The organism is Pseudoalteromonas sp. H105, from assembly GCF_001469215.1.
GTDB lineage: Bacteria > Pseudomonadota > Gammaproteobacteria > Enterobacterales > Alteromonadaceae > Pseudoalteromonas.
In genome coordinates this window covers 244,027-269,016 of the sequence record NZ_LOFH01000001.1, presented here as the reverse complement: position 1 = coordinate 269,016, position 24,990 = coordinate 244,027, and the positions used below count along the sequence as shown (strand labels likewise).

Sequence of the window (24,990 nt, the reverse complement as noted above, 5' to 3'; positions counted from 1 at the left end):
GATTTTGAGAGAATATTATGGATATAGCGATTATTGCCAAAGCCCTTAAAGAATTAGGCCACCCAACTCGTTTAGCAATATTTAAGCGCTTAGTAAAATCAGGCAAGCAAGGTATTGCCGTAGGAGAAGTGCAAGAAGAGTTGCAGATACCAGGCTCGACACTTTCACATCACATCTCTAGCTTGGCATCTGCAGGGTTAATTAGCCAACGTCGTGAAGGACGTGTTCTTTATTGCGTCGTTGAATACGACAAACTACTCTCAGTGATTGCTTTTCTCCAAGACGAATGTTGTATAGATGAACAATAAGACGTATACCGCTACTACAGCTTAGTGAAATAGCGGTTTTTACGAGGTAAATAATAATCATCATAATCTAACGACATAATGACTCTCGTTGCTTTCCCTAATAGCTCTTCATGTGGAACAAACCCTATGGTGCGAGAGTCTGCACTGTTATCTCTATTATCACCCATCGCAAGGTAGTAGCCATCAGGAATTGTAATAGCATCAAATGATTGAATTGGTGACGGGCGCTTTGAGACTCTAATTTGATGCTTTACACCAAGTAAGTCTTCTATTTTATTAGCATTTTTAAGAGACTCATCGAGTGGACTGTAAGTTAGTTGCAGCCCATTAATTATCAATACATTATTATTAAACTCAACATTGTCTCCTGGAATGCCTACAACCCGCTTGATCAATCGATTATTTGCCGCTATTGAATCGAAAACAATAATATCTCCCCTATTAGGTTGCGAGATTTTAATGAGCGGTATCTTAGTGAAAGGCACTTTTAAGTCATAAGCCATTTTATTGGTGAATATGCGATCGCCTTCAACAATCGTTGGCTGCATTGAACCCGTCGGTACTTCGTACCAGTCAGCAATGGCACTTCTAAAAACACTCATAAGACAAATAAACACGATAAGTGAGCGATTGTTTTTCCATATTTTATTAAGCAATTTCATTTCTAGGACCTCTGTAAAGTTTCTTTATAGACAAAAAAGACTACTTTGCGTTCACCCAACTTTGTAACAAATGATGAATCGTGATACCTAATAATGAATTCCAGCCGTTTGTAGTAGTGATTTTTAACCAGATATAAATAATACTTATTGGAAACAAAATAATAAAAATTACATTATGGACACACTGCAAACTTCTCCTTCCAAACTTAATAAACCTACATTTTTTTTAGATTTATTGCCGGGTAAATTAATAGACGTGCAATTTACTAACCCTTTATCAATGCGATTTAAGCTGAACTTGGTTGGCTATGAAGCTGGCAAGTATTTAATTTTAAAGTACCCAAAACAAGCCAAAGTTAACGAGTACAGTGACATTCTAAAAGAAGGGAATGGCGCTGTTATACGCTATATTATTGAAGGAGAGCGAGGGGAATGTGTGGGCTTTGCAACCACCATATTAGCTATCGCATTCAGACCAGAAAAATTGATCTACTTTGCTTATCCGAAACAAATTGAAAGTCGTCAATTAAGAAAAGTTGATAGGCTAAAAACACATATCCCAGCCAAAATAAGTATTAGTAAAGATCAGAGCTTTGATAACGATAACTTACTTCAAGGAATCATCATTGATATATCTGTTACAGGTTGTCGTTTTACTGTCCATGTAAGCTCTGGGTTCTTAGCCCTAAAAAAGCGACAAGTGTTTGTGCATTTACTGTCGCCTATCGATAACTCAGCCGTAATCATTAGTGCGCATATTCGAAATAACCAAATGCAAGGTAATAGGTTAAATGTAGGCATTGAGTTTGCAGAAAAAGAACACACCCAAATGCAAACACTATTAGATATGTACGCAATAGATATTGGGTAAGCATAAGAATTATAACGTTATTTTTGATTAAAATAAGCGTAAAAAGCTAAATACTCCATCTTTAATACCAAACGGTTATAAAAATGGAGTTTAGTAAGTTTTTAGATACAGTCTAACTTAGCTTAAAATACTGAACGGAATGATGACCGACCAGCACTGCGGCGTTCATTACGACGGCTGCGCATACGGCTATGAAGTTCGCGGCGTTTTGCGGCTAACCACTCATCGCGTGTAATAGCAACATCGCTATCACGTGATTCTTCACGGTTACGATAAGCACAAAATTCCTCAAATGCTTCAACATCATCATTAAACTCGCCAGCAACTAGCTCAATCATGATTGCATCATCTAAAAAGCCTAGTACAGGTATGTGATCCGGCACTAAATCTTCTGGATCACTAAAATAAGCCAATGCACTTAATATCTCTACACGCTCCTCTTCAGGGATTTGCCATTCACTGTCTTCAATCATGGCTACAAACGTTTCTAACTTTTGAATACGAAGACGTACAAACTCAGGCACATTTTCTTTAATATTTGAGCTGATTTTTTTAGCATTATTAATTATTACCTGCTCACTGAGTGACTTCGCTCCTTGCTGTGCTTTACGCATTACATCGCGAAAATGCTCTAAATCAGTATCTGATAATTCAAACTTAACTTCAAACGCCATTATAATTCTCCTGTTTTGGCTAGGTGGTCACAGTGGTTCATCACCATGACTAACAACATTGCAATACCTCGTTGTCATTATTGAATTTAGCAGATCCTTAAGCTGCCATCATCTTTAAAATTAACTTTTTATAAAACACTTGTGGTTTTAGTGTAACAAGGTGTTATTATTTTGTGTATTCGTTAAATGGAATTTCAATCAATCGTGTTCTTATGTCGCTAGAGAGTCAACTTGTAAAACCTAATGCTCCTTCACCTCACAAAGAAGAGTTAGCTGTCATCGGTAAAGGCGAAACACTTCAAGTAACGCCTCATAAAACATGTGGTAATTGCCACCAAACGGTATCTGGTGAATTTTGCTCCCACTGTGGCCAGTCTCTTGATTCGACTCTAAAATATTTTTGGGTCGTTATATTACATCTTCTGGATGATATTTTTAGCTTTGACTCCCGTGCTAGCCGAACGGTGTGGCCTTTAATGTTTCGCCCTAGCTTTTTGACACAAGAGTACTTTGCTGGTAGACGAGTGCATTATGTTCCCCCTCTAAGGTTATACTTATTTATCAGTATTGTTTTTTTCCTCGTTTTAAAGCTGACGGTTGCGGCAGAAGACAAACCAGAGCTTGATCTCAATAGTAATAAAGCTGCGATAAGCCAAGTAACCAAACATATAGAAGCTCTAAAAGAAAAAAAACTAACGTTGAATTCACTACAAAACAGTGACGAAATAGCGCAAGTTGACGCTGAATTAACGCGATTTAATCGCTACTTAGAAGAGTTAAACCTCGATGGCACGATTGAAAAAAACTCAAACCTGATTACAACAACACGAAAACTGATTACGTTAGAACTTGAACGAGTTAAATTAAATCAACCAACGAGTGACGTAAGCAATAACCAAGATAACATCAACGTATCTTTTGACTTTATATCAGAACAAAATAATAAAAAACTCGGCGAGTTCGCAACTAAATTAACTGAAAAAGCAAAAAGAACATTTACATCTGATACGAATCGTTTAATTGATGAAGTGCTGGGGAAGCTACCACAATTAATGTTTGTGCTTTTGCCACTCTTTGCTTTGTTGCTTAAAATTGTTTTTATATTTTCAAAACGCCTTTATATGGAACATTTAACGATAGCTCTGCATAGCCATAGTTTCATTTTCATGAGCTTGTTGTTAATTGATCTCTTTGATGTATCCCACGATCATCTTCTTGCTATCGGCAGTGATCTGGCTTCAACCATCGCAGGTTTATTGGCGTTCATTAGTTTTGGATTACTGCTCTGGATACCTGTATATTTATTCATAATGCAAAAACGTATTTATAACCAAGGGTTTATAATCGCATTTCTGACTTATGGGTTTGTTGGTACAATATATTTTGTTTTAATGGCACTCACCACGATCGTGGCAATTATTTGGGGCTTAACTGAAATTTAAGTTTCATTTAATAGAAAGTTATTAAACAATTTTGTATAAACAGACGCACTAATACACTACGTAAACACAGGTTGATTAGCTTTAATAAATGCATAATTAAAGCTAATCGACTAACAATAAATGACTACTGATTTTTATACTGTTCCTTCGCTTTTTCAAGCTCGCCATCTGTAATACCCAAAGACTCAGCCGCCTCTTTAATTAACTGTGGTTGAGTCATTACTAAAGCCATCAATGTTTGCAACTTTTCTGGTGGAATTCCTAATTGCTGCACAAGGGCCATTGCCATCATTGGATTTTGCGTAAACGCTTGGAAAAGCTCATGTACTTTTTCATCGCTCACATTATGCTCTTTTAGCGTTGCTATTATTGGGTTCATGTTTTTGCCTTAAAAATTGTTTTGTTAGTCTAGTTATATGGGCAAAAAATCACTTTTAAACCTGCCTAACCGTGTAAATTAATAAGTGACTTATTCGAGGGTTAATACCACTTTACCCGCATTCTCATTTCGCTCCAATATGCTATGTGCTTCATTCGCTTGCTGCCAAGGAAGCGTTTTATAGATATTGAAGTCGAATTTTTTATTTTCAATATCATCGTAAAAGCGAGTAACAAATTCATCGCGTAATTGGCGTTTAAATGTTCGACTGCGATTTCGAAGTGTAGAGGCATGAAAAGTAATTCGCTTTTGAAGCAGCCTAGCAAAATCGACCTCAGCATAACGTCCATCTAAAAATGCCAGCATGATGATTTGGCAATCCATTGCGGCAATGACAGCATTTTTATTTAAATAGCGCCCAGAGACAGGGTCAACGATGACATTTGCTGATAATCTATTCGCCTTCATGTACTCAACAAAATCGGTCGTTTTATAATTGATTGTATGGTCTGCGCCGAGTCTACGAGCATGCTTGCACTTATCGTCACTGCTTACGGTAGTTACTACGGTTGCGCCTTCACGTTTGGCCATTTGAATCGCAGCACCACCGACACCACTTGCGCCAGCATGAATTAAGGCTGTTTGCTCTTTTTGTAATCCACCTAATTTGAAAAGCGCACCGTATGCAGTCAAAAATACTTCGCTTATGGCAGCCCCTTCGGCCATAGAGACTCCATGTGGTAAGCGCATAAGTTGTGCTGCATCGACTGCAACATATTCACTGTAAGCACCACCTGCACATAGTGTAAACACAGATTTAGAGAGCCAGTATGCGTCTACATCCCTGCCCACTTGAACTACATTTCCTGCACATTCAAGCCCTAAAATAGGGCTGTCTCCCTCTGGGGCTGGGTATTTACCTTGACGTTGCATGCAATCTGCACGGTTTACACCAATGGCTATTACCTTTACCAAAACTTCATGCGGCTTTAATTGTGGTTTTTCAATCTCACTCAGCGTTAATAACTGTTTGTCATAAGAAATGAACTGCACACAGGGCTCCTATTTACTTAATTTTTCGCCATACCTCGGCTTCGATTAATTTACCATTTTCAGTCAATGAATGATGCCATAAATTACCGTCTATTTTATAATCGAAAGCCATTGTCTTCCCTAGTAATGAAGGTATATTGCCATACGAAAAAGTTTCAACAAACTGTTGGTTTGTTAACACGTATTTCCCACCACCAGCGTAATGGAACTCACCATTTTTTTGCGTTATGTAATTAAAATGAGTGCCTGTTATTAACTTGACCGACGTGAGTTCTGGCGCTTTAGCAGTTACAAAGCCTCCATCAACGGCATATTTTCCTTCAACAAACTCCCAACTACCCAGTAATGGGTTAGCCATTGAAAAAGAAGAGAACGCCAACAAACTTACCACTAAACATTTCATATTCAACACTGTGCTCATTAAAGAAAAAAGCCCAGTGTACCTTTTTATTTTTCATTGACTATCAGACATCTGGCTAAGGTGCATTTGCTCAAATCGCCAACTTTGTTTATAGGGATACACATCGTACAGCTCACCTGCATGTATTTTTGCTTGGCAATGTTGCCAAAAAGCCGCTGTAAACAAATCACAGTGATGGCGTGAAAAAATCTCAAACGCAGCCGTATTTGCGCTGAAAAAAACAGTAAATTGGCTTGGAAAAACATCATTTTGTGCAATGTCAAAGTAGCTTTGTGTACTAAGCTCATCCAATGGATTGTCACTGTTTGGCATGTCTCTAAAATTACACTCAGTTAATGGGCAAATTTCATCATAATCATAAAAAACCACTCGCCCCCAGCGAGTAACCCCAAAGTTTTTCATCAGCATGTCACCCGGAAATATGTTTGCACCCGCTAAATCTTTAATCGCTTTGCCATAATCAACCATCACGTTCTTAAGTTTTTGGGTATCACATTGGTTTAAATATAGGTTTAATGGTGTCATTTTTCTCTCAACATACACATGCTTCAATATCACTGCTTTGTTTGAAATAATCAAATTGCTACCAATAACCGCTTTCATATAACCAAGTAATTCATCACTAAACCGATTTAGATCGAACGCTAAATACCTAAACTCATGCGTATCAACCAGCCTCCCGACTCTGTCAGCTTGTTTAACAAAATCATATTTATCCATTACTTGTGCTTTGGTGGCTGTTTTAGGTGCGTTAAATTTATCTTTAATGACTTTATATACATATTCAGAACATGGGGTCGTAAACACCAACATCACCATGCCTGGGGTACCTGGCGCTGTAATATACTTATCTGACAGAGGGCTATTTTTAGTTGTGTCGACTTTGTAGCGATAAAACTCTGTTTTAGCATGCTTAATAAAACCAATCGCATTGAACAACTCAAAGCGTTGCTTGTGGGGCATCAACACACTCAGATAATCGACATACCGTGCTGGCTGATCTGTATCAACCATAAAATAGGTGCGGGCAAAACCAAAGAGCAAACTGAGCTGATCCGGGCCCATCATGACGGCATCTAACTTTAGGCCTTCTTCTGTATTTAATATAGCGATAGCAAAGGGCATATTATCACCATTCTTAGCAATACAGCGGCCGATCAGATAACACGCTTTATTTCTAAAAAATAAAGAGTTAGCATATTCTATATACCCATCGTTCAAATTAATTAACTCATAAACTTGAGGGCATTGTTGTTTTGCACCTAACATTAACGTGTTTTGTAGAATAGACACATCTTGTGAAAAATGATGAAACGACGTCCTAAATGCTTGCGCTAATATGAGCTTCGTTACTGCATCGGCAAACCCGGTTTTCAAAGAAATCCGTTTAACAAGGCTTTCAAACGGCCTGGGAGCTGTGCGGTACTTCGCTTTTAAAACAAATAAATGAACGGTACGTATTTTTCTGTCATGCCACAAAGCACCAAAAGTAGAGTTAAAAAAGGTATGTGCTATTGGTTGATTTTCGTGGTCATTCACCATCGCTGCGTATATATTTTTTGCCTGCTGCCAAATTCTCGCATCAGTATATTCTTTGTAGGCAATTAACTTCACTGCACAACTTACATTTGTGACTTGGCGCTCATATATTTGTAATCGAGCACGCATAGCGGCTTGCACGTCAAGCCACTGCCTTTGTTCAAATCGACTTTGGGCGCCTAATGTAATATTTAAAAATTCAGCAAACATCGCCTCAAAACCGGCAAATACAGCGCGTGCAAGCTTGGTTGCAATAACCTCTTCGAGGTTGCTGTTATCTGGCTTATTAAGAGTATATTCAGGCTCAAGGATCGGCATATTTTTATCGCTTATAACGATTATTTTACTTTGGCGGTTTACATACCATAGCAAGCTGGCTTAAATTTAGATAATTAATAAAGCGAATGAATAAGATTGATGAAATGAATATTAGAAATGTTGATCTCAACTTATTAGTTTACCTGAATGTGCTTATTGATGAGCAAAGTGTTTCAAAAGCGGCTAATAAACTTGCACTGACTCAGCCTGCAATGAGTAATGCACTAAAACGGCTTCGTGACTTATTTGAAGATCCACTTCTGGTTCGTGCCGCAGGTAATATGACCCCAACAGCGAAAGCGCTGAGCCTTAAGCCCGAAATTGAAGCCTTATTAAAAATGGCGGAGGCAATTACACAACCCAGCGAACTATTTAATCCCACCCGTGCCGAACTTACATTTAGAATAATGGCGAATGATTATTTAGAATCCACCCTAATAGCCCCTTTTATTACATCTCAATTGGAAAAACACCCTGGCCTCAATTTTGATGTGCTTAGCCCCAGTGACGTCAACTTGCAAGATATGGAAAAAGGGACAATAGATTTAGCCATCAATCGCTTTAATGGTATGCCCCGCTCTTTTCATCAAGCCACTGTATGGCGGGATAACTACTGCTGCCTCACGCATCCGAGTAATGAATACTTAAACTCCCCTGATTTAGCACATTATCTAGCTGCTGAACATATTTGGGTTAACCGTGCTGGTTGGGGAGCTGAAGCGGCTGTAACAAATAAATCTGGCAGTCAAAAGCTTGGCTGGGTAGATGAGGCACTCTGGCAATTAGAGCAAACACGTCATATTCGCGTTTTTACCCGTCACTACATGGTTGCAAGTTTACTATGCCAATCAGAAAAACTCATCGCAACCCTTCCGCGTAGGCAAGCTATGCTGCTGGCAAAACACACAGGTTTAGTCATCAGCCCTGTACCTTTTCAAGTTGTGCCAATTGAAATCAAGATGCTTTGGAGCCCTATACTGCACCATGCAAGCCCTCACCAATGGCTTCGCCGTGAGTTAATCGATTTTGCAAGTACTATTGCGGACAGATAAGAACGTAACAAACACATATTTGACAGGTTATTGATAAAATCAATATCAGTTATTGAAAACAACAATTTCATTAATAGTGTTCTTAAGGCTAGAGTAAAGTCATACAAAATGATTCACTCCCATAACAAAGAGACATGATTATGATGCAAACGACAGCAAGCTTTACTCAACAAGACGGTTTATTCATTGATGGTAATTTACATGCCTTTATTGATCAGCAACTTTGCAAACAAACAACACTAACAAGTGAAGATGTATACCAAGCATTAGCAACATTAGTGGATGAATTTGGTTGTCAATGTCGTAAAAATAAACATGAAGATGATAATACGCTGGATGTACAAACCTTATTGCATGCATACCAAGTTGAGCATGCACACCCTCATTGCCACGTGGACGCACAAACAACAACGGCAGTATTAGATGAATATTGTTGCCAAGTACCTGCAATTATCGTTGTAGCATTAATGGATACATTAAGTGGGACACCGAGCAATGAAGATGATGCACAAGCGATATATCAACGTGCTGCTCAACTAACAAATCGCCCATGTATGTATCGCATTGCGTTTAATAATGAAAATGCGGCTTAAACTATGATTGTTCAATACGCTCGATAATCTTCTTTGCAAACGCACTGCAGCTGAGGATTATCGCGCTATGACTGTATTTCTCTAAATCAAACGTCATTTCATTTGCTTCAAACGTTGCTGAAAGAGCATTTTCAATCGATTGTGCTGCCTCATGCCAATTCATAAACCGCAACATCATAACTGCACTCAAAATACTGCTTGTAGGATTTGCTTTATCAGTGCCAGCAATTCGCTCAAATGGGCCATGCGTCGGTTCAAAGAAAGCAACTTGGTTATTTAAATTTGCTGCTGGCATGATGCCAATTCCTCCCACTTGGGCAGTTAACATATCAGCTAGATAGTCTCCATTTTGATTGGTTGTTACAACCACATCAAATTGCTCTGGGTGCATTAAGGCTTGCTGTAACATGTTATCAGCAATCACTTCTTTTATTACGAGCGGAACGGTATTGTCTCTCTCAATGATTAACCATCGGCCATTCTCGTGTGCAACAGCACCAAATTCATGTTTTGCTAACTCATATCCCCAACGCTTAAACGCGCCATCTGTAAACTTTAAAACATTCCCTTTGTGTACAACAGTGAGTGATTCACTTTGTTGCTCTAGCGCATACTCAATTGCATAACGCATAAGCCGCTCTGATCCTTCTTTGGATATATTTTTTATGCCTATACCGCATTGTTGATCAAACCTTAAGCGCGTTACCCCCATTTCCTGGCATAAAAAGTCCAATACTTTTTCAGCTTCAACACTTCCCGCTTGCCATTCAATCCCAGAATAGACATCTTCAGAGCTATCTCGAATAACAACGATATTTGTCTTTTCTGGTTGTTTTAATGGTGAAGGTAATGCGTTATACCCTTTAATAGGTCGCATATTAACGAATAAATCCATTTCTTGGCGTAGTGCGACGTTGAGCGACCTAAACCCTCCACCTAAGGGAGTTGTTAGTGGTCCTTTAATCGCTAATTTGAACTGCCTAACCGCATGAATTGTTTCTTGAGGAAACCAATCGCCATCGTATAGCTTTGCTGCTTTTTCCCCATTATAGGCTTCAAGCCAATGGATTTTGCGATTGTTTTTGTAACAATGCGCGACGGCAGTGTTAACAACATCACGCATAACTGGGGTAATATCCTGACCTACTCCATCACCATCAATAAAAGTAATAATTGGGTTGTCAGGAATGAGCCACTGTCCCTGCTCATTGATAATAATTTGCTTGCCATCTTCAGGCACTGATATATGTTGATACTGCATACGCCCCCCTGCAAGAAAATATATTTAATCATGCGAGCTGTAAATTGTCTTTAAATAAAGACTTATAGCGATTATTCAACGACTAAATAGTTAGCTGGAAGTTTCTTCAACTAAAATATCATCGATGGCAGAGAGTAAGGCATAAACACGCTGGCCATCAAAAGTAACCGAATCTGACTTTAATAATTTATCTAACTCAACGGCTTGTTGATAAAGCACTTGGCAATCAAACATACCCGCAGTCCCTTTTATCATATGAACACTTTGCGCAAACCCTGCCATATCAGCGTTACGAAACTGATTTAGTAAAGTATCTCTCTGTGCTTTAAGACCGCGAACATAATCTTTCTTCAGTAATTCAAATTCATGCTCGGGTAATTTAACGTCATCAACAATATCAATATCAAGGTAACTAGCTATTTTATGACTAAACTTTGTTCGGTCTATTGGTTTCGCAATATGATCTACAAAACCTTGCTTTAGATAGCGGTCTACCTCGTTTTTCATCGTGTTTGCCGTTAATGCAACAATAGGTGTCGTTAAACCGGTAGCTTGCATAATATGAATGGCCTGTTCGCCATCCATAATTGGCATTTGAATATCCAATAAAATCAGATCAAAATGCTCATCTAATGTTGCTTGAACAGCATCTTGTCCATTCTCAACAGCAGTAACCGTTAAACCCATCCGCTCTAAAATACGCTTAATTAGCTGCCTATTCTCAGGATGATCCTCCGCAACTAACACTTCGCCGACTAAATTACGCTGAAAGCTGTTAGACACGGTGTTTTGTGCATCGTTTTTGCGTATATCGTCGAATGAATCAACCCAAAGAGTCCGCTCAGTTGTATATAGAGCCAAAGACAAACAAAACTCGCTGCCACTACCCACTTCCGAATGAACGCTAATCTCACCATCAAGTTTAGCAGCCAGGTTTTTCGAAATATTCAAGCCAAGACCTGTCCCTCCATACCTGCGAGAAATAGAAGAGTCTGCCTGATAAAAAGGTGTAAATAAGTCTTTTTGTTCAGTGTCTGTCATACCAATACCGGTATCTTTAACTTTAATCTTTAGCTGATCTTGTGAACAACTCACCTGTAATTGGATATGACCGACCGTTGTAAATTTAAGTGCGTTAGTTGCTAAGTTTAAGAGTATCTGTCTCAAACGAGTTGGATCACTGACAATCCAATCTGGTAAAGGAAATTCATAATCAACTTTAAACTTCAAACCCTTGTCGCGAATTTGTTTACCTAACAACGATTCTATTTCAGCTATTGTTGCAAATAAATCAGTTTCTACCAGCTCTATTTCTAATCTATTTGCTTCTATCTTCGACATATCAAGAATGTCATTGATCAGGCCAAGTACATGACGGCTATTTTGTAAAATAACGCGAATCCCATGATTGCGTTCGTGCGGTTTTATATCGCCTAAAATAATGCCATCAGCATAACCTATTATAGATGTCATAGGAGTGCGTATTTCATGGCTCATATTGGCTAAGAACCGGCTTTTTGCCTCGCTCGCATCACGTAATTCTTCAGCTAATTGTTGTAACTCTTGTGTACGACGTTGTACTTTTTGCTCTAAATTTTTGGTCAACTCAATATTACTTTCATGCAAAAGGCTAAATTTATTAGCAACGGCAAATGCCAACAACATAGCATCCAATGCGGTGCCAATTAAGCCAAGCAAATATAGGTCAATGGATAAAGGCTCAATTAAGCCTAAATTAGTTAAATTACCAATCATATTAGGGATTGCCATAGCCAAGTAAGCTAAAACAAAATAACGGGCGGGTTTAAATCCGCTCATCCAACTTCTGATCCCTACCACCATCCCCAAACACAGCGTTGTTCCGGTCACTAACGTTGCCCAGATAAAACCAAAACCAGGCCATACAACAGCAAAAGGTACGCCAGCTGTTGCAACAATAGCAAGGCCAATAGACAAACTTGAAAGCTTAGGAGAGGTTTCTTTTAATTTAAGTAAACTATTAAAAAATAAAATATTCGTTAGCGGGATTAGAGTAAAGCCAATCCAATGGAGGTGCGCATTGTAAAAACCAAAAATTTGATCCGGTATATGAAAAAACTGACTCCATGCGAAAACCCAACACGCAGTGAATAACGCATAGTAAAGATACGTAACATCACGTGCACCAAAATAAATTAATAGATTATATAACCCAAGTGCTATGCCCACCCCAAAGCACAGTAACATGATCATATTATCAGACGTTATTTTTGCAAAAAAATCGTCGTATGGTTTCAGTACGAGTTTAGGAGGGGTGTAAAAATAATCACTTTGAAATTTTGCAATTAATACATAAGGTATGTCAGGTGTTAACTGCACTTTATTACCATAATGAAATGCAAACTCATTTGGGGCTAACCCCCCTGTTTCATAGCGTTTCACTGGGTGCTGTGGATTCGACATATCATAAATACGCGTTTCAATTTTTGAAAGTAGCGTATTGTAGGGATACAACACAAGCTCATCTAATTCGGTCTTGTTCTCTAAATGGATAACAAACCAAAAACTACCACCAAAAAATGTTGTTCTCGTTTGAGGCTGTTTATCTTGCAACCACGCTTCGACTTCATGGCTATTGCGAGGAAAAGATCCATTAGCTACTTCAAGCACTTGGCCTTGTTGTAATAAATTAGTTTTTTTTTCTTGCTCAGTGTAAACAAAACGCTCAGGAGTGATAGCCACAACTAAGTTGCTAAAAAACAAAGATAAAATACACAAAAACACTCTTAGCATTGCCTGTATTGGCATACTCCACACCTTAAATTAGTAACCCGCGGTTAAAACTGATAACTGATATCCAACCCGTAACGTCGACCTTCTCCCTTAAAATCTTCTAGCATGCCAAGAAAAGAGCTTAAATCAAATTTTAGATTACTATATTGCGTATTAAACAAATTCTTGCCCCATAAAGCAAAACCCCAGTTATTTATTTGATAATGTAAATTTGCATTCACAATGCTATAACCGTCTTGCATTGCGTATGGGTTTTGATTTTGGTCAAAATAAAAATCAGATTGATAATCAATTAAAACCTGTGCTTTAAATGGGTTGTTTGAAATATCTGCCGTATATTCAACCCCTGCACTAAGGTTCCACTCTGAAGTAAATGGTAGACGATTATCAGTCAGCGCATTTCCAAGGGGGTCAACATATTCCTCAAACTCAGCATGAGGAATATAACCCAAGGCAAATTTAACATTAAACGTGGTTGTAACCCAATAATCTAACTCGGCCTCTAATCCATAAATAACCGAATCTGCAACATTTTCTAATAATTGAACCGGTGGACTTTGCTCAGATACTGAAGGTTGATTCATAAAAACTTGTTGATCATTATAATCATAATAAAAAGCTGCCCAATTAAAACGAACGCCTTGTTGTGGCCACCATGATTTACTTCCAATCTCATGGGCATTTAACCGCTCTTTCTGGTAATCGGCAAGTTGCGCTTGTTCAACAGATGATAAAAACCCTCCGTTATAGCCCCCACTTTTTGCTCCATTAGCAAAACGATAATAGGCATAGGTTGATTCATCAACCTTATAATTAAGCCCTAACTGTCCAGAAAAGCCATTATCTGATTGACTGCCTTTTACATGATAAAAAGGAATCTTGATCCCTTGAAGATCAGCGGGATCTACCACTACATTGAGATTCGAAATCGAGTCATAATCAAGTGATTCATAAGAATAACGTAGCCCTGCGGTTATCAACCATTTCTCGTTCAGCTGAAAATCAAACTGACTAAACGCAGCTAAGCTTTGAGTTTGTATTTCATTATCGTAGAAAAAAGTGGCGGTTAAATTTGTTGGTAAAATGCCACGATAATCGCGCAAAATATCATTGATATTGTTCTGCCCTATCGTCTCATCAGCATAATAGAGGCCCGTTGTTAACAAGTGCTCGCCAAATTTTGTTTGTAAACGGAGCTCCTGAGTCACAAGATCAGTGTCTAAGCCTAAGCTTCCTTCACACAATCTAGCAGGTGAACCATCACAATTAAATGCATGAAAACGTTCGAGCGTGTTATAGCTTGTTAAAGATACAAGTTCATTATCAGAATTTAGCTGCCAATTTAAATGCGCACTGACTCCTTTGCCATCGGTTGTGTGGGGAGAATTATTATTCACACTCACAGTGTAAAAGTCGTCACTCCCATCATTAAAACCAAAGTTATCAAAACAAGTCGTTGAACCAGCTTGCGATGGAGTACATCGCTCTCCTGTAAGTGGATTTGCAATTATACCAATGCTTCCGACAGGTTGAACAATGCCATCCCAATCAGAAAAGTGCCCTTTTATTAATATTTGAACCGTATCAAAGTCAGCTAAGAAAGACACACGACCATTCGTTTGCTCCATGCCTGCAGTTGGGGCATCTTGATAGATATTATTTGTTGAGTAATCATAATCTTGATGATTAAGTGCCACCCGAATAGCGGTGTTTTCGCTGAGAGGCAAGTTGAACACAGCATCTAAACTTGAGGCATTATTATTAGCAGCACCGGCTGTAATATAGCCACTTTGTTCAAATTCGGGCCGCTTTGAGCGGATAAGAATAGCTCCACCTGTTGAGTTACGCCCAAAAAGTGTTCCTTGCGGACCACGTAAAATATCGACCTGCTCAATGTCAAACAAGTTAACAATTTGATTATTAGCAGACCCTACAGCAATATCATCAACATACATAGCAACAGGCGATGTGTTTGCCGTATTATAATCAACTAATCCAACACCACGGATATTAACGGCCGGTGGCGTGCCTTCTGCAGCATTTTGACTAATTTTTAAGTTTGGAGCAAACACCGATAACTCAGTAGAATCTTTGAAGTGTTGAGTTTTAAGAACATCGCCCTTTACAGTACTCACTGCGATGCCAACCTCTTCAATTTTTTGAGCTCTTTTTTGCGCATAGACCTCAATTACTTCCATGTTACTTTTATGCAAAGCCTCATCATTTTCAAGCGCTTGTAACTGAAGAGGAAGCAATAAACCCGATGAGCAAATTAGCCATACATTTTTTGTCATAAAGTTGCCTTGGTTATTCATCTGCAAAGACCTTTCTCAGATATGTAAACATACTGTAATATGAGCGATTATAGACTAATCCATCGACTAAAACCGCCTAATAAGAAAAGATTAATTAATTACTGCCTGCTTCAAACGCATTCTCGCCACTTATTTCTTGTGGAAAGCCGCATATTGCGCGAGACGTTTGCATACCTGCCATAACCGCAGCTTCAACACACCCAGCATTAACTCCTGTTTTAATCCAGTCACCAGTAATAAATAAATTAGTGAATATTGTTGCATTTGTGGCTAACCGATATTTACTTGAACCTGCAACTGATAAAACATAACGTTCGCTGGGGTCAACATTGACGCGCCAATACTGTTCATCAAGACGGCTGTTTTCGGCACGCTCGTCACCGTATAACACTGACCAATCAAATTCGGTGTGTGAATATGCGAGAGGCCAAAGCGGCTGCATATTATTCTCCAACATGCTTTTAAGATTTTCTTTTACTTGTGCTTTTGCATTTACTACAAATTCATGATCACTCCGAGGTGGATACTCATCACAAGGAAAAGCACTACAAAAATAAGCTATATTGGCAGGTGGTGAGCTCTGAGGCCATTGCTCTTTATCAATTAAATTCGACATTGCGGCCCAAGTATCAAAAGGCTCGCTAAACCCACTTAGAATAGGTCCCTCTTCACTGGTTGGTATATATTCCCAGCCCAATTGCTGATCCGTTTTGTTAAGCCATAGCTGTGCTGCTTGGGTTGCTACCGTTTTAACCTGCTTAGCCTGAGCAGAAAACAAACTATCCAACTCAAGCAGCTCGGGGCATACATGTTCAAGTGACGCCACCGACACACCTAGAATCACTTTGTCAAAATCTTCATTAACTTTTAATACTTTGCTTGGCAGTGGCTTATTATAATAGGCTTGATATTTTGCTGGCCAATCGCTCCAAAATGATTCTAGGTTGATATGGTTCTGCTGTAATAAAGCGGCTTGCTCTGGGTTTATTTGCGCATAAAGTGGTTCACTAGGCCAGCAAGGCAGGTTTTTTACATCAACAAGTGGCTGATACTCTTGTGTTGACTTTAATGCTATTTGTTGTTGTAACTCAATTGTATTAACCGTGTGCTCACCATGAGCATTAATACTGGGCGTAAGGTTTTGTAGTTGATAAAAAAATTCAAAGTTAACGCCTCTTTTCTTTAACAGCTCATATATAGGTGCAAAAATCACGTCCCCCATCCCAGCTTGCATCTTCCACATTACGCCACCTCGATAACATAAGGTAATACGTAACATGGCAAGAGCTGCAACTCCCGCCTCGACATTTGGCTTACTAAAATCCCCTTTAGGATAAGCAAACACCAAATCATAAAAACCACGAACCGGTGCAGAATTAACACTATATTGCTCATTTGCGCCGTTTCTTTTAAGCCACTGCCTAAAGTCGTATTTGTTAATGACTCCAAACCCGTCACGGTAAACTTTATCTTTTACAAGACCAACTAACATAGCAATAGCGAGATCAGCACAAATATATACTCGTCTAAGTTCTGAGTTATCATCTAATAAATCTCTGATTTCGCTATTTAACCAACGTTTCAGCTTCCTAACTACATACCAAATAACAAGGCCGTCTTTCTTCTCATCACCTTGTGGGCTTAACGTTTTCTGCCCATGAACAAAGTGATTGAGTTTAGTTATTAACAAGCTCGGTGTTGAGCTTATTTCATGCGCCTGTTGCTCGATATCTTTACCAAATTGCTGCCAAGCCTCTTCAGTATCATCCACTAAATCTTCTAACTGCTGTTGTAAATGACGTAATAGGGATTTATCACGTGATTTCTTCGTTTTTAACTGGGTGCTTTTATTAGCATTTGAGGCTTTGCTTTGAATATCAGCTATCCATTTTTTTAACCAAGCTAGCGTCATCTTCACAAAGTCCCACGCAGTAATGTCTAAACTACCTTGAGCTGGGTTACCCGGTAACAATGGAAAATCAATGGGCCAAGTTTGCCAATCAGCGTCGATGTGCTCTTCAAGCGCGACAAAACTATGTGGCTTTAAAGCTTGCTGCCATGTCGATAATGCACAGTTTTCCGACCTTTGAAGTTTATTGTAAACTGTTTCAATCGCCCTGAAACTATTTACATAAGCTCCAAACCATACATGTAAACCATGCTCTTCGATACGTTGCCCATGCTTTGCATTTCGACCACTAGCTCCTTTACCACCCAGTCGCCAACCTTGTTGGTAAACGGTGATACTTCTGTATTGCTGCCAATCATCTTGCTCAGTTAAATATAGCGCCGCGGTCATCGCCGATACCCCACCACCAATAATCACTATTCTTTCTTTCGTCATGTCAATTCCTTTAATGAACGGTATTAAATTTGGCTTGCTGGTAGCTGATCAAAATCCATTTGAATATAAAATGGAAGATGTAATGATTGGCTTCCTAGTTTTAAGCCAAACATATCATCAAGCGGAAAGCTATCAAGCCTGGTTAAATTTAAAGCATAATCTGATTTTAATAATTTAAAACGATGTATTTTTTTTATCTTTGAAGGTGAATGTATTACTGATTGATAAACGGCTTCATCGCCACGCCCATCAGGGAACTGTTTGAAAAGGATCTGATCCATCTGAGGATTTGTAAAGCCTTTGAGCAGCTGTTGAATCAAAGAAAAATCGATGCCTAAATGTTTTGTTTTAAAAAGCTTAGCTACATGGTCTGGGAAATCATCAAGAACAGATAAGAGCGAGTTTTCCTCTTCGTTAGCAAGTTGCGTAATAGTAAACAACTCATGCATTTGCAACTTTGACGTTGGTGAGAAACGTTTAAAGCATTCTAAAGAAATCGAAAATGGAGACAGCTCGGATGATGAGCTTGGCATTGTATACTCACACAAATACTTATTGTAGCCCCATGTTTCTCTGCCATTAATTAATGCATAAATATTATTAACGCAAATAAAAGCAGGATACCAATACAGGTGACTTACATCTCCATCTTCAACTTGGGCCACTGGCAACCAAATAATGATGTCGGTTTCTTGCATCCAGCCTTGCTGGTCGAATGGTGGCGTCATCGACGCTATTTTTTCAATATCGGTGAAAGTAATCAGTGCGTACTCCCCCAAAGACTTAAACGTTTTATTTCCTGTTGCTGCTTTATTGAGCGTCGAATCAATATAACTTTGCGTTTTTTCTATTTCGATTTCAGCAAAAAAACCATACATATTTGCATTGGTCATTCTACAAGGAGGCTTTGCTATTGGGTTAGATAAAAAGTGCTGGTAAGAAGCTGTTAATATATTCATGATACTTAAATTCCATTTAAAAAAATAAGTATAGCTAGAATAATCAATTAAAGGTTATTTTAAGGAAGCAAATATTTACAAAAATGCTGATAACCCGCACTATTGAACCCTGCAGACAATGGGTTCATAAATCCATGTTTATAATCACTGATTATGCAAGTTATTTGTTCTTGACGACTTACGCTTTCTATCACATGTTGAATATCATAATGCTGTTCATTGGCAGGGAAAATAAGCTCACAGGGAATAGGTGAAACAATATCGAGATGATTGCGAATTTGATTTGGATAAAATGCGATAAGCTTTTTTATATGTGGGTTATTTACATGTGCCACACTGCGCCAAGCAGCAGCGCCACCTGCGCTAAAAGCGATCACTGTTGTTTCAGTAGAAACCTTATTTAAAATCGAATTGAGTTTATTAACATATCCATCGTGGTCACACTTGAACACAAAATGAGCGTATTGTTGCTTATCATCTGCTACTGATTGTAACTCACCATTATAAGGGTCAACAATAATATGCTCAGTATTAAACTGCTTGGCAAAATGGCTAAGATGCGCTGTTTTCCCGAAAATATCACTGACAAAAATATATTTCATTTTCTTACGACTATAGTTTAATAATGCACTTACCCAATAAAGTTACATCGAAATCTGTCTGAACACCAGATTTTTTTAAAATTAAACTTGTAAAATTAAAATTTAAGTTATACTATCATTCCTTGGCCATAAAAAAGCCCTCGCGGTTAACCCCTTTACCCTGATCCAGTAAGCCCGCAAATACGTATATTATAAAGCTAAATTATTGTACGGCGAGAACCCTAATTCAGATTACGTCATATTTTATATATGGTCGCATAAATGTCATAAAGATCGTCAACACTGTAATGAAGCTAAACACAACATAGTCATCTAATAGTGCTTTTGGAGCTAATAAAAGATTAGCAGCACTCAGATAACAAGAAAAAAGTGAGTTTTATTATGTCTTATAGTTATAACGGATCTATGATCCAAATTGCCCATCCAGTGCAATCAATTTCAGTAAACAAACAGCGCGTGATTTTTTCTGATACGCAAGGTTTAAAAAATGCAATATTCACTAAGGCAAGTGATGCACGTCAATTTGTAAAGTGGTTAAAAGCTAACTAACTAGAATTGATTTGTTAAATATAAAGATATTCGCCAGCTTTTGCTGGCGTTTTACTTTATACAACTAAAATTATCCTGCTACACTGAATTAATGAACCTGTAAATTAGCCGTATTTTATATGTTTCGTAGCATTTTACTTCCCATATTTTTATTCACGATATCCCTTCCTACCTCAGCTAAAACAATTGACTGGGTTATTGTTGACTTTGCACCTTACTATATTCTATCTGATCAATTTATTGGTACCGGTAGAGATGAAAGTGTTATTTCATTATTAGAGCAAGCATTACCCGAATACACTTTTAGACGTGCGGTTTTTCCCTCAAGCCGAGCATTGCTAGAAGTATCAAATCCTAACAAAACCTACTGTATGCTATCGCTTTATCAAAGTGATCACCGCCGTCAGCATATTAGTTTTAGTGAAGAAAGCTCGACACTTGGTTTGTCACCTTCTGTTGCAATTCATACAAATTTGATGCAGCTGTTGGACTTAGATCAACAAACCCCCCAGTCGTTTAGTGATTTACTTAATCACAAAAATCTTACTCTTGGTATTTCAATGAGTCGCTCATATGGTATCGAAATTGACAAAGTAATTAATAATAGCGCTGACGCATCTATCATTATCCGCCCAGGAAGAGACACCCTTTCAAGTCTTACCTATATGTTAAAAAAACAAAGAATTGATATTTTATTGGGGTATCCAAGTGAGCACTTTTATATGGCTAAAACAATGGGCTTTGACAGTGAATTAACCCAATTACAACTCAAGGAAGCTTCTGACTTTAGTTATGGCTATATTGGATGTACTAACACTGAAGAAGGCAAAGAACATATTAATGTTTTAAACACGGCGCTTATCAGTGTCAAACAAACGCAAGCATACAATGACATTCTACTGCGTTGGCTGCCCGATAATTTAAGACCGGTATTGGCACATCACTTACAAAAAAACGCCTCACGTGACTGAGGCGGTTAATTAAGCCGTGCCGAAAGACCACGCTTTACTTGCGAATACCCTCTATATATAAACCTATATCAACGTGTGTCGAAGCTGGGCCTAAATTATAATCAATGCCATAGTCAGCTAGCTTAAGGCTCGTTTCACCTTCAAACCCTACACGATAACCACCCCATGGATCTTTACCTTCACCTATTTTATCAATTTCAAAGGTGATGGTTCTTGTAACGCCATGCAATGTGAATTCCCCCGTTACATTTGCTTCATTCCCACTGTTATCAAATTTAATTGATGTGCTTTTAAACGAAGCCGTCGGGTATTTGTCTACATTTAAAAAATCATTACCGCGAAGGTGTTTATCACGCTCAGCATGGTTTGAATCTATACTTTTAGTATCAATATTGACTGTTATCTGAGCCATATTGGGGTTGTTGGCATCGTAGTTAAAATCACCATCAAAGGTGTTAAAACGACCATGTAACCAGCTATACCCTAAATGCTTAATTTTAAAATTCACAAATGCATGTGCGCCCTTCGTATCAATAACATAATCGGCAGAGTGAGCTGAGGTTGCACCCATTAGTGCTGTCGCTAACACCGTTGAAATAAATAACTTTTTCATATTAATCATCCTTTTGTACTTTGATCATTCTAATTAAGGTTTTATCTTTATCGATAAAATGATGTTTTAATGCCCCAAGGGCATGCAATGTAACTAAGCCAATCAGACAACACGCTGCCCAATAATGTATTAAACCCGCAATATCAGCTTGATTATCAAATGACATATCAATTGCAGGTACACTAAGGACTTCGAATACTTCAATCGCACGACCGTCTGCAGTGGAAATTAAATAACCGGATATAACAATACAAATCAATATAAAATAAATGATTAGATGGGCTGCGTGGGCTATTTTGCTAACGAGTCTATTGCCAGCAGAAATAGGTGTTGGTTGAGTGCCCAAAGCTCGCCATAAGAACCTAAAAATTAATAAGGCGACTAACGAGATACCAATACTTTTATGCAGATCCATAGAGCCTCGGTACCAACTGTCATAGTACGTAAGCTCCACCATATATAACCCTAAGCCAAATAAGCCCAAAACCAGCAAAGCCATTATCCAATGCAGCGTTATCGCGATTAAGCCATAACCTGATTTCGTATTTGTAAACATTTACCCGCTCCTTTATTTACTAGAAACACAATAGCCCGCTTCAAATAAAAAGAAAACAGCGAATAACAAACAAGTTATGTGCATATATGCACAAATAAATTTTACGCTACATAATGGGGGTTACGCTATTTACTGACTAGTCGCTTTGTCTCAAACCAATATAGATTTGAGTGCCAGGGTCAACCTGAAGGCATGTTACCAAGCCTTCTTTGATGAGCTCTAACATTGCAATAAAACTGACGACAACGCCACTTCGGCCTTCGTCTAATGTAAATAATGAAGTGAAAGGTAATGTGGTAGCAGCTTGGGAGAGTTTTGCTAAAATTAAACTCATTCTTTCACGGGTAGAAAGCGCCTCTGCTGTTATATGATGATGTTCGTAAGTTTTTGCTCTTGCCATTACTTCACTTAACGCCAACAGTAAGTCTTTTAACGCTACATCAGGCAATAATTGGTGATTGTCTGCTTGCTCCGGCATTAATGCATGCGCGGTAAAGATATCGCGGCCAACACGGGGGATGTCATCTAAGTTTTCAGCCGCTTTCTTAAATTGCTCATATTCTTGAAGCCGACGGATTAATTCTGCTCTTGGGTCCTCCTCTTCTTCAAGCTCTTCGTGTTTAGGTAATAATAAGCGAGATTTAATCTGTGCAAGTAACGCAGCCATGACTAAGTATTCACCTGCAAGCTCTAATTGGAACTCACTCATCATTTCTACATACTTCACATACTGCTCTGTAATGCTAAATATAGATAACTCGAGTATATCTAGTTTGTGTTTTTTTATAAGGTAAAGTAGTAAATCTAATGGACCTTCAAACGTCTCTAAAATAACTTCAAGTGCATCTGGTGGAATATATAAATCTTCAGGTGTATCGATCACTGCTTTTCCATGCAAAAAAGCCAGTGGCAGCTTTTGCTGAACTGGCTCTTGAACTTCTAGAGGTAGAGGTTCTGCAATGATTTTTTCGATCACGAAATAACCATTTTACTCAAAGGGGGCAGTGTCACCACAGCCAACTCGCAGTACTTTGACGTCATCTTCTGATAAATCAATCACGGTTGTTGCTTGCTCTGCCAAATAACCACCATGAATAATTAAATCAACAAGTGGTCCTATTCTATCGCGAATTTCATCTGGGTCTGATTCTGTAAACTGTTCATCCGGTAAAATCAACGAACAAGACATTAATGGTTCACCCAGTTCTGCCAATAACGCACACGTTATCGGGTGCTCAATAACCCGGATACCTATCGTTTTTTTCTTATCATTTAGTAATCGTTTCGGAACCTCTTTGGTCCCTTTAAAGATAAACGTATAAGGTCCCGGAGTATTATTTTTGATGAGTCTGAATAACTGGTTATCAACCCTAGCGTAAGTCGATAATTCAGAAAGATCACGGCAAACTAACGTAAAATTGTGGTGTTTTTCAATACCACGAATACGTTCAATACGTTCTTTTGCTTGCTTATTACCAAGATTACAGCCTATTGCGTATCCTGAATCAGTAGGATAAACAACAACCCCACCTTGCTTGATAATATCCACCGCTTGCTTGATAAGTCGAGGCTGTGGATTATCTGGGTGAATATGAAAAAAATCACTCATGTGCGTCTCCTTGTTTACCTTCCCAAAACTGCCAAACACCTTGGCAGTCTTTTGGTAAATATAAGTTTTTCCCTAATTCTAACCAACTGGTAGGAAAATGAAAATCTGAACCTTGTGAGCATAATAAACCATATTCACGGCTTAACTCACCCAAAAATTGTCTTTCGCTTGGCGCCTGTTGTGGTTGCGCAACTTCCATTGCATCACCACGCGCGTCTTTAAATTGAAGGAGTAATTTGCGCAGCCATTTGTTCGACATTTGATAGCGCCCAGGATGAGCCAGTACAGCAACACCACCAGCTTGGTGTATCGCATCGATAGCAGTGGCCATATCACACCAAGCACTTGGTACGTAACCTGTTTTAGCGCGCCCGAGGTATTTTTTAAAAACCCCGGGAATGGTTTTAGCAACACCACGTTCAATCAGCGCCCTAGCATAATGAGCTCGCGTAATTTGGGCATCTTTAGCGAGGGCTTGAGCTTGTTCGTAGATGCCATCAAACCCATGTTTTTCAAGTCGCCGGCCAATCTCTTTTGCACGTTCTGCACGTTTTTCTTGCTGTTGTAAGAGTAATGAATTCAAAGCCTCATTTTTTACATCAACGTTTAGCGCCACAATATGGATTTCAAAGCTTTCCCACTTTGTAGAAATTTCAACACCTGTAATGAGACTCAACGGTAATTGTTCGCTTTTAATAAACGCTTGGGCTGGCTCTATCGCAGCCACAGTGTCGTGATCAGTAATAGCAAAAACATCAATGTTTTTTTCGACTGCACGAAGTAGCAGTTGTTCAACACTCAATTGCCCGTCCGAATGTGTGGTATGACTATGTAAATCGTATTTTATCAAAAGAGGGGACTACTCAAGTTATAATCGTTTAATTGTTATAAAGTATAACAAATTTTTTAAATAAATTGTTTTAAATAAACACTTGACAGAAATACCACAGGTACGGTTTACTGTAGCGACTTAAGACACACGCTAACAATAAATAATATGACTAATTCAATCCAAAACACAATCTGGTGGTGGCACTCGTAAAATATCGGGTGACGAATTGTCGTGTCTAACACATTCTAAACCCGCTTATAGCGGGTTTTTTTATACATAAATTTTAGGGTAACAA

The 24,990-nt window shown here is 38.6% G+C and carries 24 protein-coding genes; 7 read left to right on the top strand and 17 right to left on the bottom strand.

Features of this window, described 5'->3' with window-relative positions:
• Positions 1 to 17: 17 nt before the first annotated feature.
• Positions 18 to 308: an ArsR/SmtB family transcription factor gene (locus tag ATS75_RS01190; protein ID WP_058558598.1), complete on the top strand. Its 291-nt coding sequence runs from the start codon at positions 18 to 20 to the stop codon at positions 306 to 308.
• A 14-nt stretch (positions 309 to 322) separates the two neighbouring features.
• On the opposite strand, the gene lepB is transcribed toward ATS75_RS01190, so the two are convergent.
• The gene (gene lepB / locus ATS75_RS01185; RefSeq protein ID WP_058558597.1) at positions 323 to 970 is read right to left on the bottom strand and encodes a signal peptidase I; all 648 of its coding nucleotides are present in this window, start codon (positions 968 to 970) and stop codon (positions 323 to 325) included.
• Between the two features lie 175 nt (positions 971 to 1,145).
• Here lepB and ATS75_RS01180 point away from each other — a divergent pair, with 175 nt between their 5' ends.
• On the top strand, positions 1,146 to 1,841 hold the full coding sequence (locus tag ATS75_RS01180; RefSeq protein WP_058558596.1) for a PilZ domain-containing protein: 696 nt from the start codon (positions 1,146 to 1,148) through the stop codon (positions 1,839 to 1,841).
• Between the two features lie 122 nt (positions 1,842 to 1,963).
• Here ATS75_RS01180 and ATS75_RS01175 read toward each other — a convergent pair whose 3' ends face one another.
• On the bottom strand, positions 1,964 to 2,515 hold the full coding sequence (locus tag ATS75_RS01175; protein ID WP_058558595.1) for a YkvA family protein: 552 nt from the start codon (positions 2,513 to 2,515) through the stop codon (positions 1,964 to 1,966).
• Positions 2,516 to 2,688: 173 nt separating this feature from the next.
• Between ATS75_RS01175 and ATS75_RS01170 the strand changes: the two genes are divergently transcribed.
• Positions 2,689 to 3,957 (top strand): DUF3667 domain-containing protein, encoded by a 1,269-nt coding sequence (locus ATS75_RS01170; protein ID WP_152996164.1) that lies wholly within the window; start codon positions 2,689 to 2,691, stop codon positions 3,955 to 3,957.
• A 124-nt stretch (positions 3,958 to 4,081) separates the two neighbouring features.
• Here the strand turns inward: ATS75_RS01170 and ATS75_RS01165 are convergent, their stop codons facing one another.
• The 4 genes from ATS75_RS01165 to aceK form a co-directional block, all read right to left on the bottom strand.
• The gene (locus tag ATS75_RS01165) at positions 4,082 to 4,336 is read right to left on the bottom strand and encodes a DUF2999 family protein (protein WP_058558594.1); all 255 of its coding nucleotides are present in this window, start codon (positions 4,334 to 4,336) and stop codon (positions 4,082 to 4,084) included.
• A 90-nt stretch (positions 4,337 to 4,426) separates the two neighbouring features.
• Positions 4,427 to 5,389, bottom strand: coding sequence for a zinc-binding dehydrogenase (locus tag ATS75_RS01160; protein ID WP_058558593.1), 963 nt, complete (start codon positions 5,387 to 5,389; stop codon positions 4,427 to 4,429).
• 13 nt (positions 5,390 to 5,402) lie between these two features.
• Positions 5,403 to 5,792 (bottom strand): hypothetical protein, encoded by a 390-nt coding sequence (locus ATS75_RS01155; RefSeq protein ID WP_058559062.1) that lies wholly within the window; start codon positions 5,790 to 5,792, stop codon positions 5,403 to 5,405.
• 51 nt (positions 5,793 to 5,843) lie between these two features.
• On the bottom strand, positions 5,844 to 7,667 hold the full coding sequence (aceK, locus tag ATS75_RS01150) for a bifunctional isocitrate dehydrogenase kinase/phosphatase (protein ID WP_058558592.1): 1,824 nt from the start codon (positions 7,665 to 7,667) through the stop codon (positions 5,844 to 5,846).
• Positions 7,668 to 7,771: 104 nt separating this feature from the next.
• Here aceK and ATS75_RS01145 point away from each other — a divergent pair, with 104 nt between their 5' ends.
• Together ATS75_RS01145 and ATS75_RS01140 are read left to right on the top strand one after the other, a co-directional pair.
• Positions 7,772 to 8,719 (top strand): LysR family transcriptional regulator, encoded by a 948-nt coding sequence (locus ATS75_RS01145; RefSeq protein ID WP_058559061.1) that lies wholly within the window; start codon positions 7,772 to 7,774, stop codon positions 8,717 to 8,719.
• A gap of 143 nt (positions 8,720 to 8,862) precedes the next feature.
• The gene (locus ATS75_RS01140) at positions 8,863 to 9,312 is read left to right on the top strand and encodes a hypothetical protein (RefSeq protein ID WP_058559060.1); all 450 of its coding nucleotides are present in this window, start codon (positions 8,863 to 8,865) and stop codon (positions 9,310 to 9,312) included.
• Position 9,313: 1 nt separating this feature from the next.
• Here the strand turns inward: ATS75_RS01140 and icd are convergent, their stop codons facing one another.
• The 6 genes from icd to ATS75_RS01110 form a co-directional block, all read right to left on the bottom strand.
• Positions 9,314 to 10,573 carry an NADP-dependent isocitrate dehydrogenase gene (icd, locus tag ATS75_RS01135; protein ID WP_058558591.1) on the bottom strand — a complete coding sequence of 420 codons (1,260 nt, stop codon included), beginning with the start codon at positions 10,571 to 10,573 and terminating at the stop codon, positions 9,314 to 9,316.
• A gap of 90 nt (positions 10,574 to 10,663) precedes the next feature.
• Positions 10,664 to 13,360, bottom strand: coding sequence for a 7TM diverse intracellular signaling domain-containing protein (locus tag ATS75_RS01130; RefSeq protein WP_058558590.1), 2,697 nt, complete (start codon positions 13,358 to 13,360; stop codon positions 10,664 to 10,666).
• Between the two features lie 29 nt (positions 13,361 to 13,389).
• The gene (locus ATS75_RS01125) at positions 13,390 to 15,639 is read right to left on the bottom strand and encodes a TonB-dependent receptor (protein ID WP_235591108.1); all 2,250 of its coding nucleotides are present in this window, start codon (positions 15,637 to 15,639) and stop codon (positions 13,390 to 13,392) included.
• 115 nt (positions 15,640 to 15,754) lie between these two features.
• Complete coding sequence (locus tag ATS75_RS01120; protein WP_058558588.1) at positions 15,755 to 18,004, bottom strand: NAD(P)-binding protein; 2,250 nt, start codon at positions 18,002 to 18,004, stop codon at positions 15,755 to 15,757.
• Between the two features lie 23 nt (positions 18,005 to 18,027).
• A complete protein-coding gene (locus ATS75_RS01115; RefSeq protein ID WP_058558587.1) occupies positions 18,028 to 18,963 on the bottom strand; it encodes a hypothetical protein in 936 nt (311 codons plus the stop codon).
• A gap of 59 nt (positions 18,964 to 19,022) precedes the next feature.
• Positions 19,023 to 19,565 (bottom strand): dienelactone hydrolase family protein, encoded by a 543-nt coding sequence (locus tag ATS75_RS01110; RefSeq protein ID WP_058558586.1) that lies wholly within the window; start codon positions 19,563 to 19,565, stop codon positions 19,023 to 19,025.
• Positions 19,566 to 19,946: 381 nt separating this feature from the next.
• Here ATS75_RS01110 and ATS75_RS20475 point away from each other — a divergent pair, with 381 nt between their 5' ends.
• Positions 19,947 to 20,114, top strand: coding sequence for a hypothetical protein (locus tag ATS75_RS20475; protein ID WP_201020933.1), 168 nt, complete (start codon positions 19,947 to 19,949; stop codon positions 20,112 to 20,114).
• A gap of 119 nt (positions 20,115 to 20,233) precedes the next feature.
• On the top strand, positions 20,234 to 21,085 hold the full coding sequence (locus ATS75_RS01105; protein WP_058558585.1) for a hypothetical protein: 852 nt from the start codon (positions 20,234 to 20,236) through the stop codon (positions 21,083 to 21,085).
• Positions 21,086 to 21,119: 34 nt separating this feature from the next.
• Here ATS75_RS01105 and ATS75_RS01100 read toward each other — a convergent pair whose 3' ends face one another.
• The 5 genes from ATS75_RS01100 to rnm form a co-directional block, all read right to left on the bottom strand.
• Positions 21,120 to 21,698: a YceI family protein gene (locus ATS75_RS01100; protein ID WP_058558584.1), complete on the bottom strand. Its 579-nt coding sequence runs from the start codon at positions 21,696 to 21,698 to the stop codon at positions 21,120 to 21,122.
• Between the two features lies 1 nt (position 21,699).
• Positions 21,700 to 22,254, bottom strand: a complete 555-nt coding sequence (locus tag ATS75_RS01095) for a cytochrome b (protein ID WP_058558583.1) — start codon at positions 22,252 to 22,254, stop codon at positions 21,700 to 21,702.
• A 136-nt stretch (positions 22,255 to 22,390) separates the two neighbouring features.
• A complete protein-coding gene (locus ATS75_RS01090; RefSeq protein WP_235591115.1) occupies positions 22,391 to 23,227 on the bottom strand; it encodes a segregation and condensation protein A in 837 nt (278 codons plus the stop codon).
• Between the two features lie 15 nt (positions 23,228 to 23,242).
• Positions 23,243 to 23,863, bottom strand: coding sequence for an L-threonylcarbamoyladenylate synthase (locus tag ATS75_RS01085; protein ID WP_058558582.1), 621 nt, complete (start codon positions 23,861 to 23,863; stop codon positions 23,243 to 23,245).
• The gene (rnm, locus tag ATS75_RS01080; protein ID WP_058558581.1) at positions 23,856 to 24,713 is read right to left on the bottom strand and encodes an RNase RNM; all 858 of its coding nucleotides are present in this window, start codon (positions 24,711 to 24,713) and stop codon (positions 23,856 to 23,858) included. Before rnm ends, ATS75_RS01085 begins: the two co-directional genes overlap by 8 nt.
• Positions 24,714 to 24,990: the final 277 nt, after the last annotated feature.

What these genes read in the sequence shown, in the direction of transcription:
- ATS75_RS01190 (WP_058558598.1), top strand. Translation starts at nt 18, where the DNA reads ATGGATATAGCGATTATTGCCAAAGCCCTTAAAGAATTAGGCCACCCA.
- lepB (WP_058558597.1), bottom strand. Translation starts at nt 970, where the DNA reads ATGAAATTGCTTAATAAAATATGGAAAAACAATCGCTCACTTATCGTG.
- ATS75_RS01180 (WP_058558596.1), top strand. Translation starts at nt 1,146, where the DNA reads ATGGACACACTGCAAACTTCTCCTTCCAAACTTAATAAACCTACATTT.
- ATS75_RS01175 (WP_058558595.1), bottom strand. Translation starts at nt 2,515, where the DNA reads ATGGCGTTTGAAGTTAAGTTTGAATTATCAGATACTGATTTAGAGCAT.
- ATS75_RS01165 (WP_058558594.1), bottom strand. Translation starts at nt 4,336, where the DNA reads ATGAACCCAATAATAGCAACGCTAAAAGAGCATAATGTGAGCGATGAA.
- ATS75_RS01155 (WP_058559062.1), bottom strand. Translation starts at nt 5,792, where the DNA reads ATGAAATGTTTAGTGGTAAGTTTGTTGGCGTTCTCTTCTTTTTCAATG.
- aceK (WP_058558592.1), bottom strand. Translation starts at nt 7,667, where the DNA reads ATGCCGATCCTTGAGCCTGAATATACTCTTAATAAGCCAGATAACAGC.
- ATS75_RS01145 (WP_058559061.1), top strand. Translation starts at nt 7,772, where the DNA reads ATGAATATTAGAAATGTTGATCTCAACTTATTAGTTTACCTGAATGTG.
- ATS75_RS01140 (WP_058559060.1), top strand. Translation starts at nt 8,863, where the DNA reads ATGCAAACGACAGCAAGCTTTACTCAACAAGACGGTTTATTCATTGAT.
- icd (WP_058558591.1), bottom strand. Translation starts at nt 10,573, where the DNA reads ATGCAGTATCAACATATATCAGTGCCTGAAGATGGCAAGCAAATTATT.
- ATS75_RS01130 (WP_058558590.1), bottom strand. Translation starts at nt 13,360, where the DNA reads ATGCCAATACAGGCAATGCTAAGAGTGTTTTTGTGTATTTTATCTTTG.
- ATS75_RS01125 (WP_235591108.1), bottom strand. Translation starts at nt 15,639, where the DNA reads ATGACAAAAAATGTATGGCTAATTTGCTCATCGGGTTTATTGCTTCCT.
- ATS75_RS01120 (WP_058558588.1), bottom strand. Translation starts at nt 18,004, where the DNA reads ATGACGAAAGAAAGAATAGTGATTATTGGTGGTGGGGTATCGGCGATG.
- ATS75_RS01115 (WP_058558587.1), bottom strand. Translation starts at nt 18,963, where the DNA reads ATGAATATATTAACAGCTTCTTACCAGCACTTTTTATCTAACCCAATA.
- ATS75_RS01110 (WP_058558586.1), bottom strand. Translation starts at nt 19,565, where the DNA reads ATGAAATATATTTTTGTCAGTGATATTTTCGGGAAAACAGCGCATCTT.
- ATS75_RS20475 (WP_201020933.1), top strand. Translation starts at nt 19,947, where the DNA reads ATGTCTTATAGTTATAACGGATCTATGATCCAAATTGCCCATCCAGTG.
- ATS75_RS01105 (WP_058558585.1), top strand. Translation starts at nt 20,234, where the DNA reads ATGTTTCGTAGCATTTTACTTCCCATATTTTTATTCACGATATCCCTT.
- ATS75_RS01100 (WP_058558584.1), bottom strand. Translation starts at nt 21,698, where the DNA reads ATGAAAAAGTTATTTATTTCAACGGTGTTAGCGACAGCACTAATGGGT.
- ATS75_RS01095 (WP_058558583.1), bottom strand. Translation starts at nt 22,254, where the DNA reads ATGTTTACAAATACGAAATCAGGTTATGGCTTAATCGCGATAACGCTG.
- ATS75_RS01085 (WP_058558582.1), bottom strand. Translation starts at nt 23,863, where the DNA reads ATGAGTGATTTTTTTCATATTCACCCAGATAATCCACAGCCTCGACTT.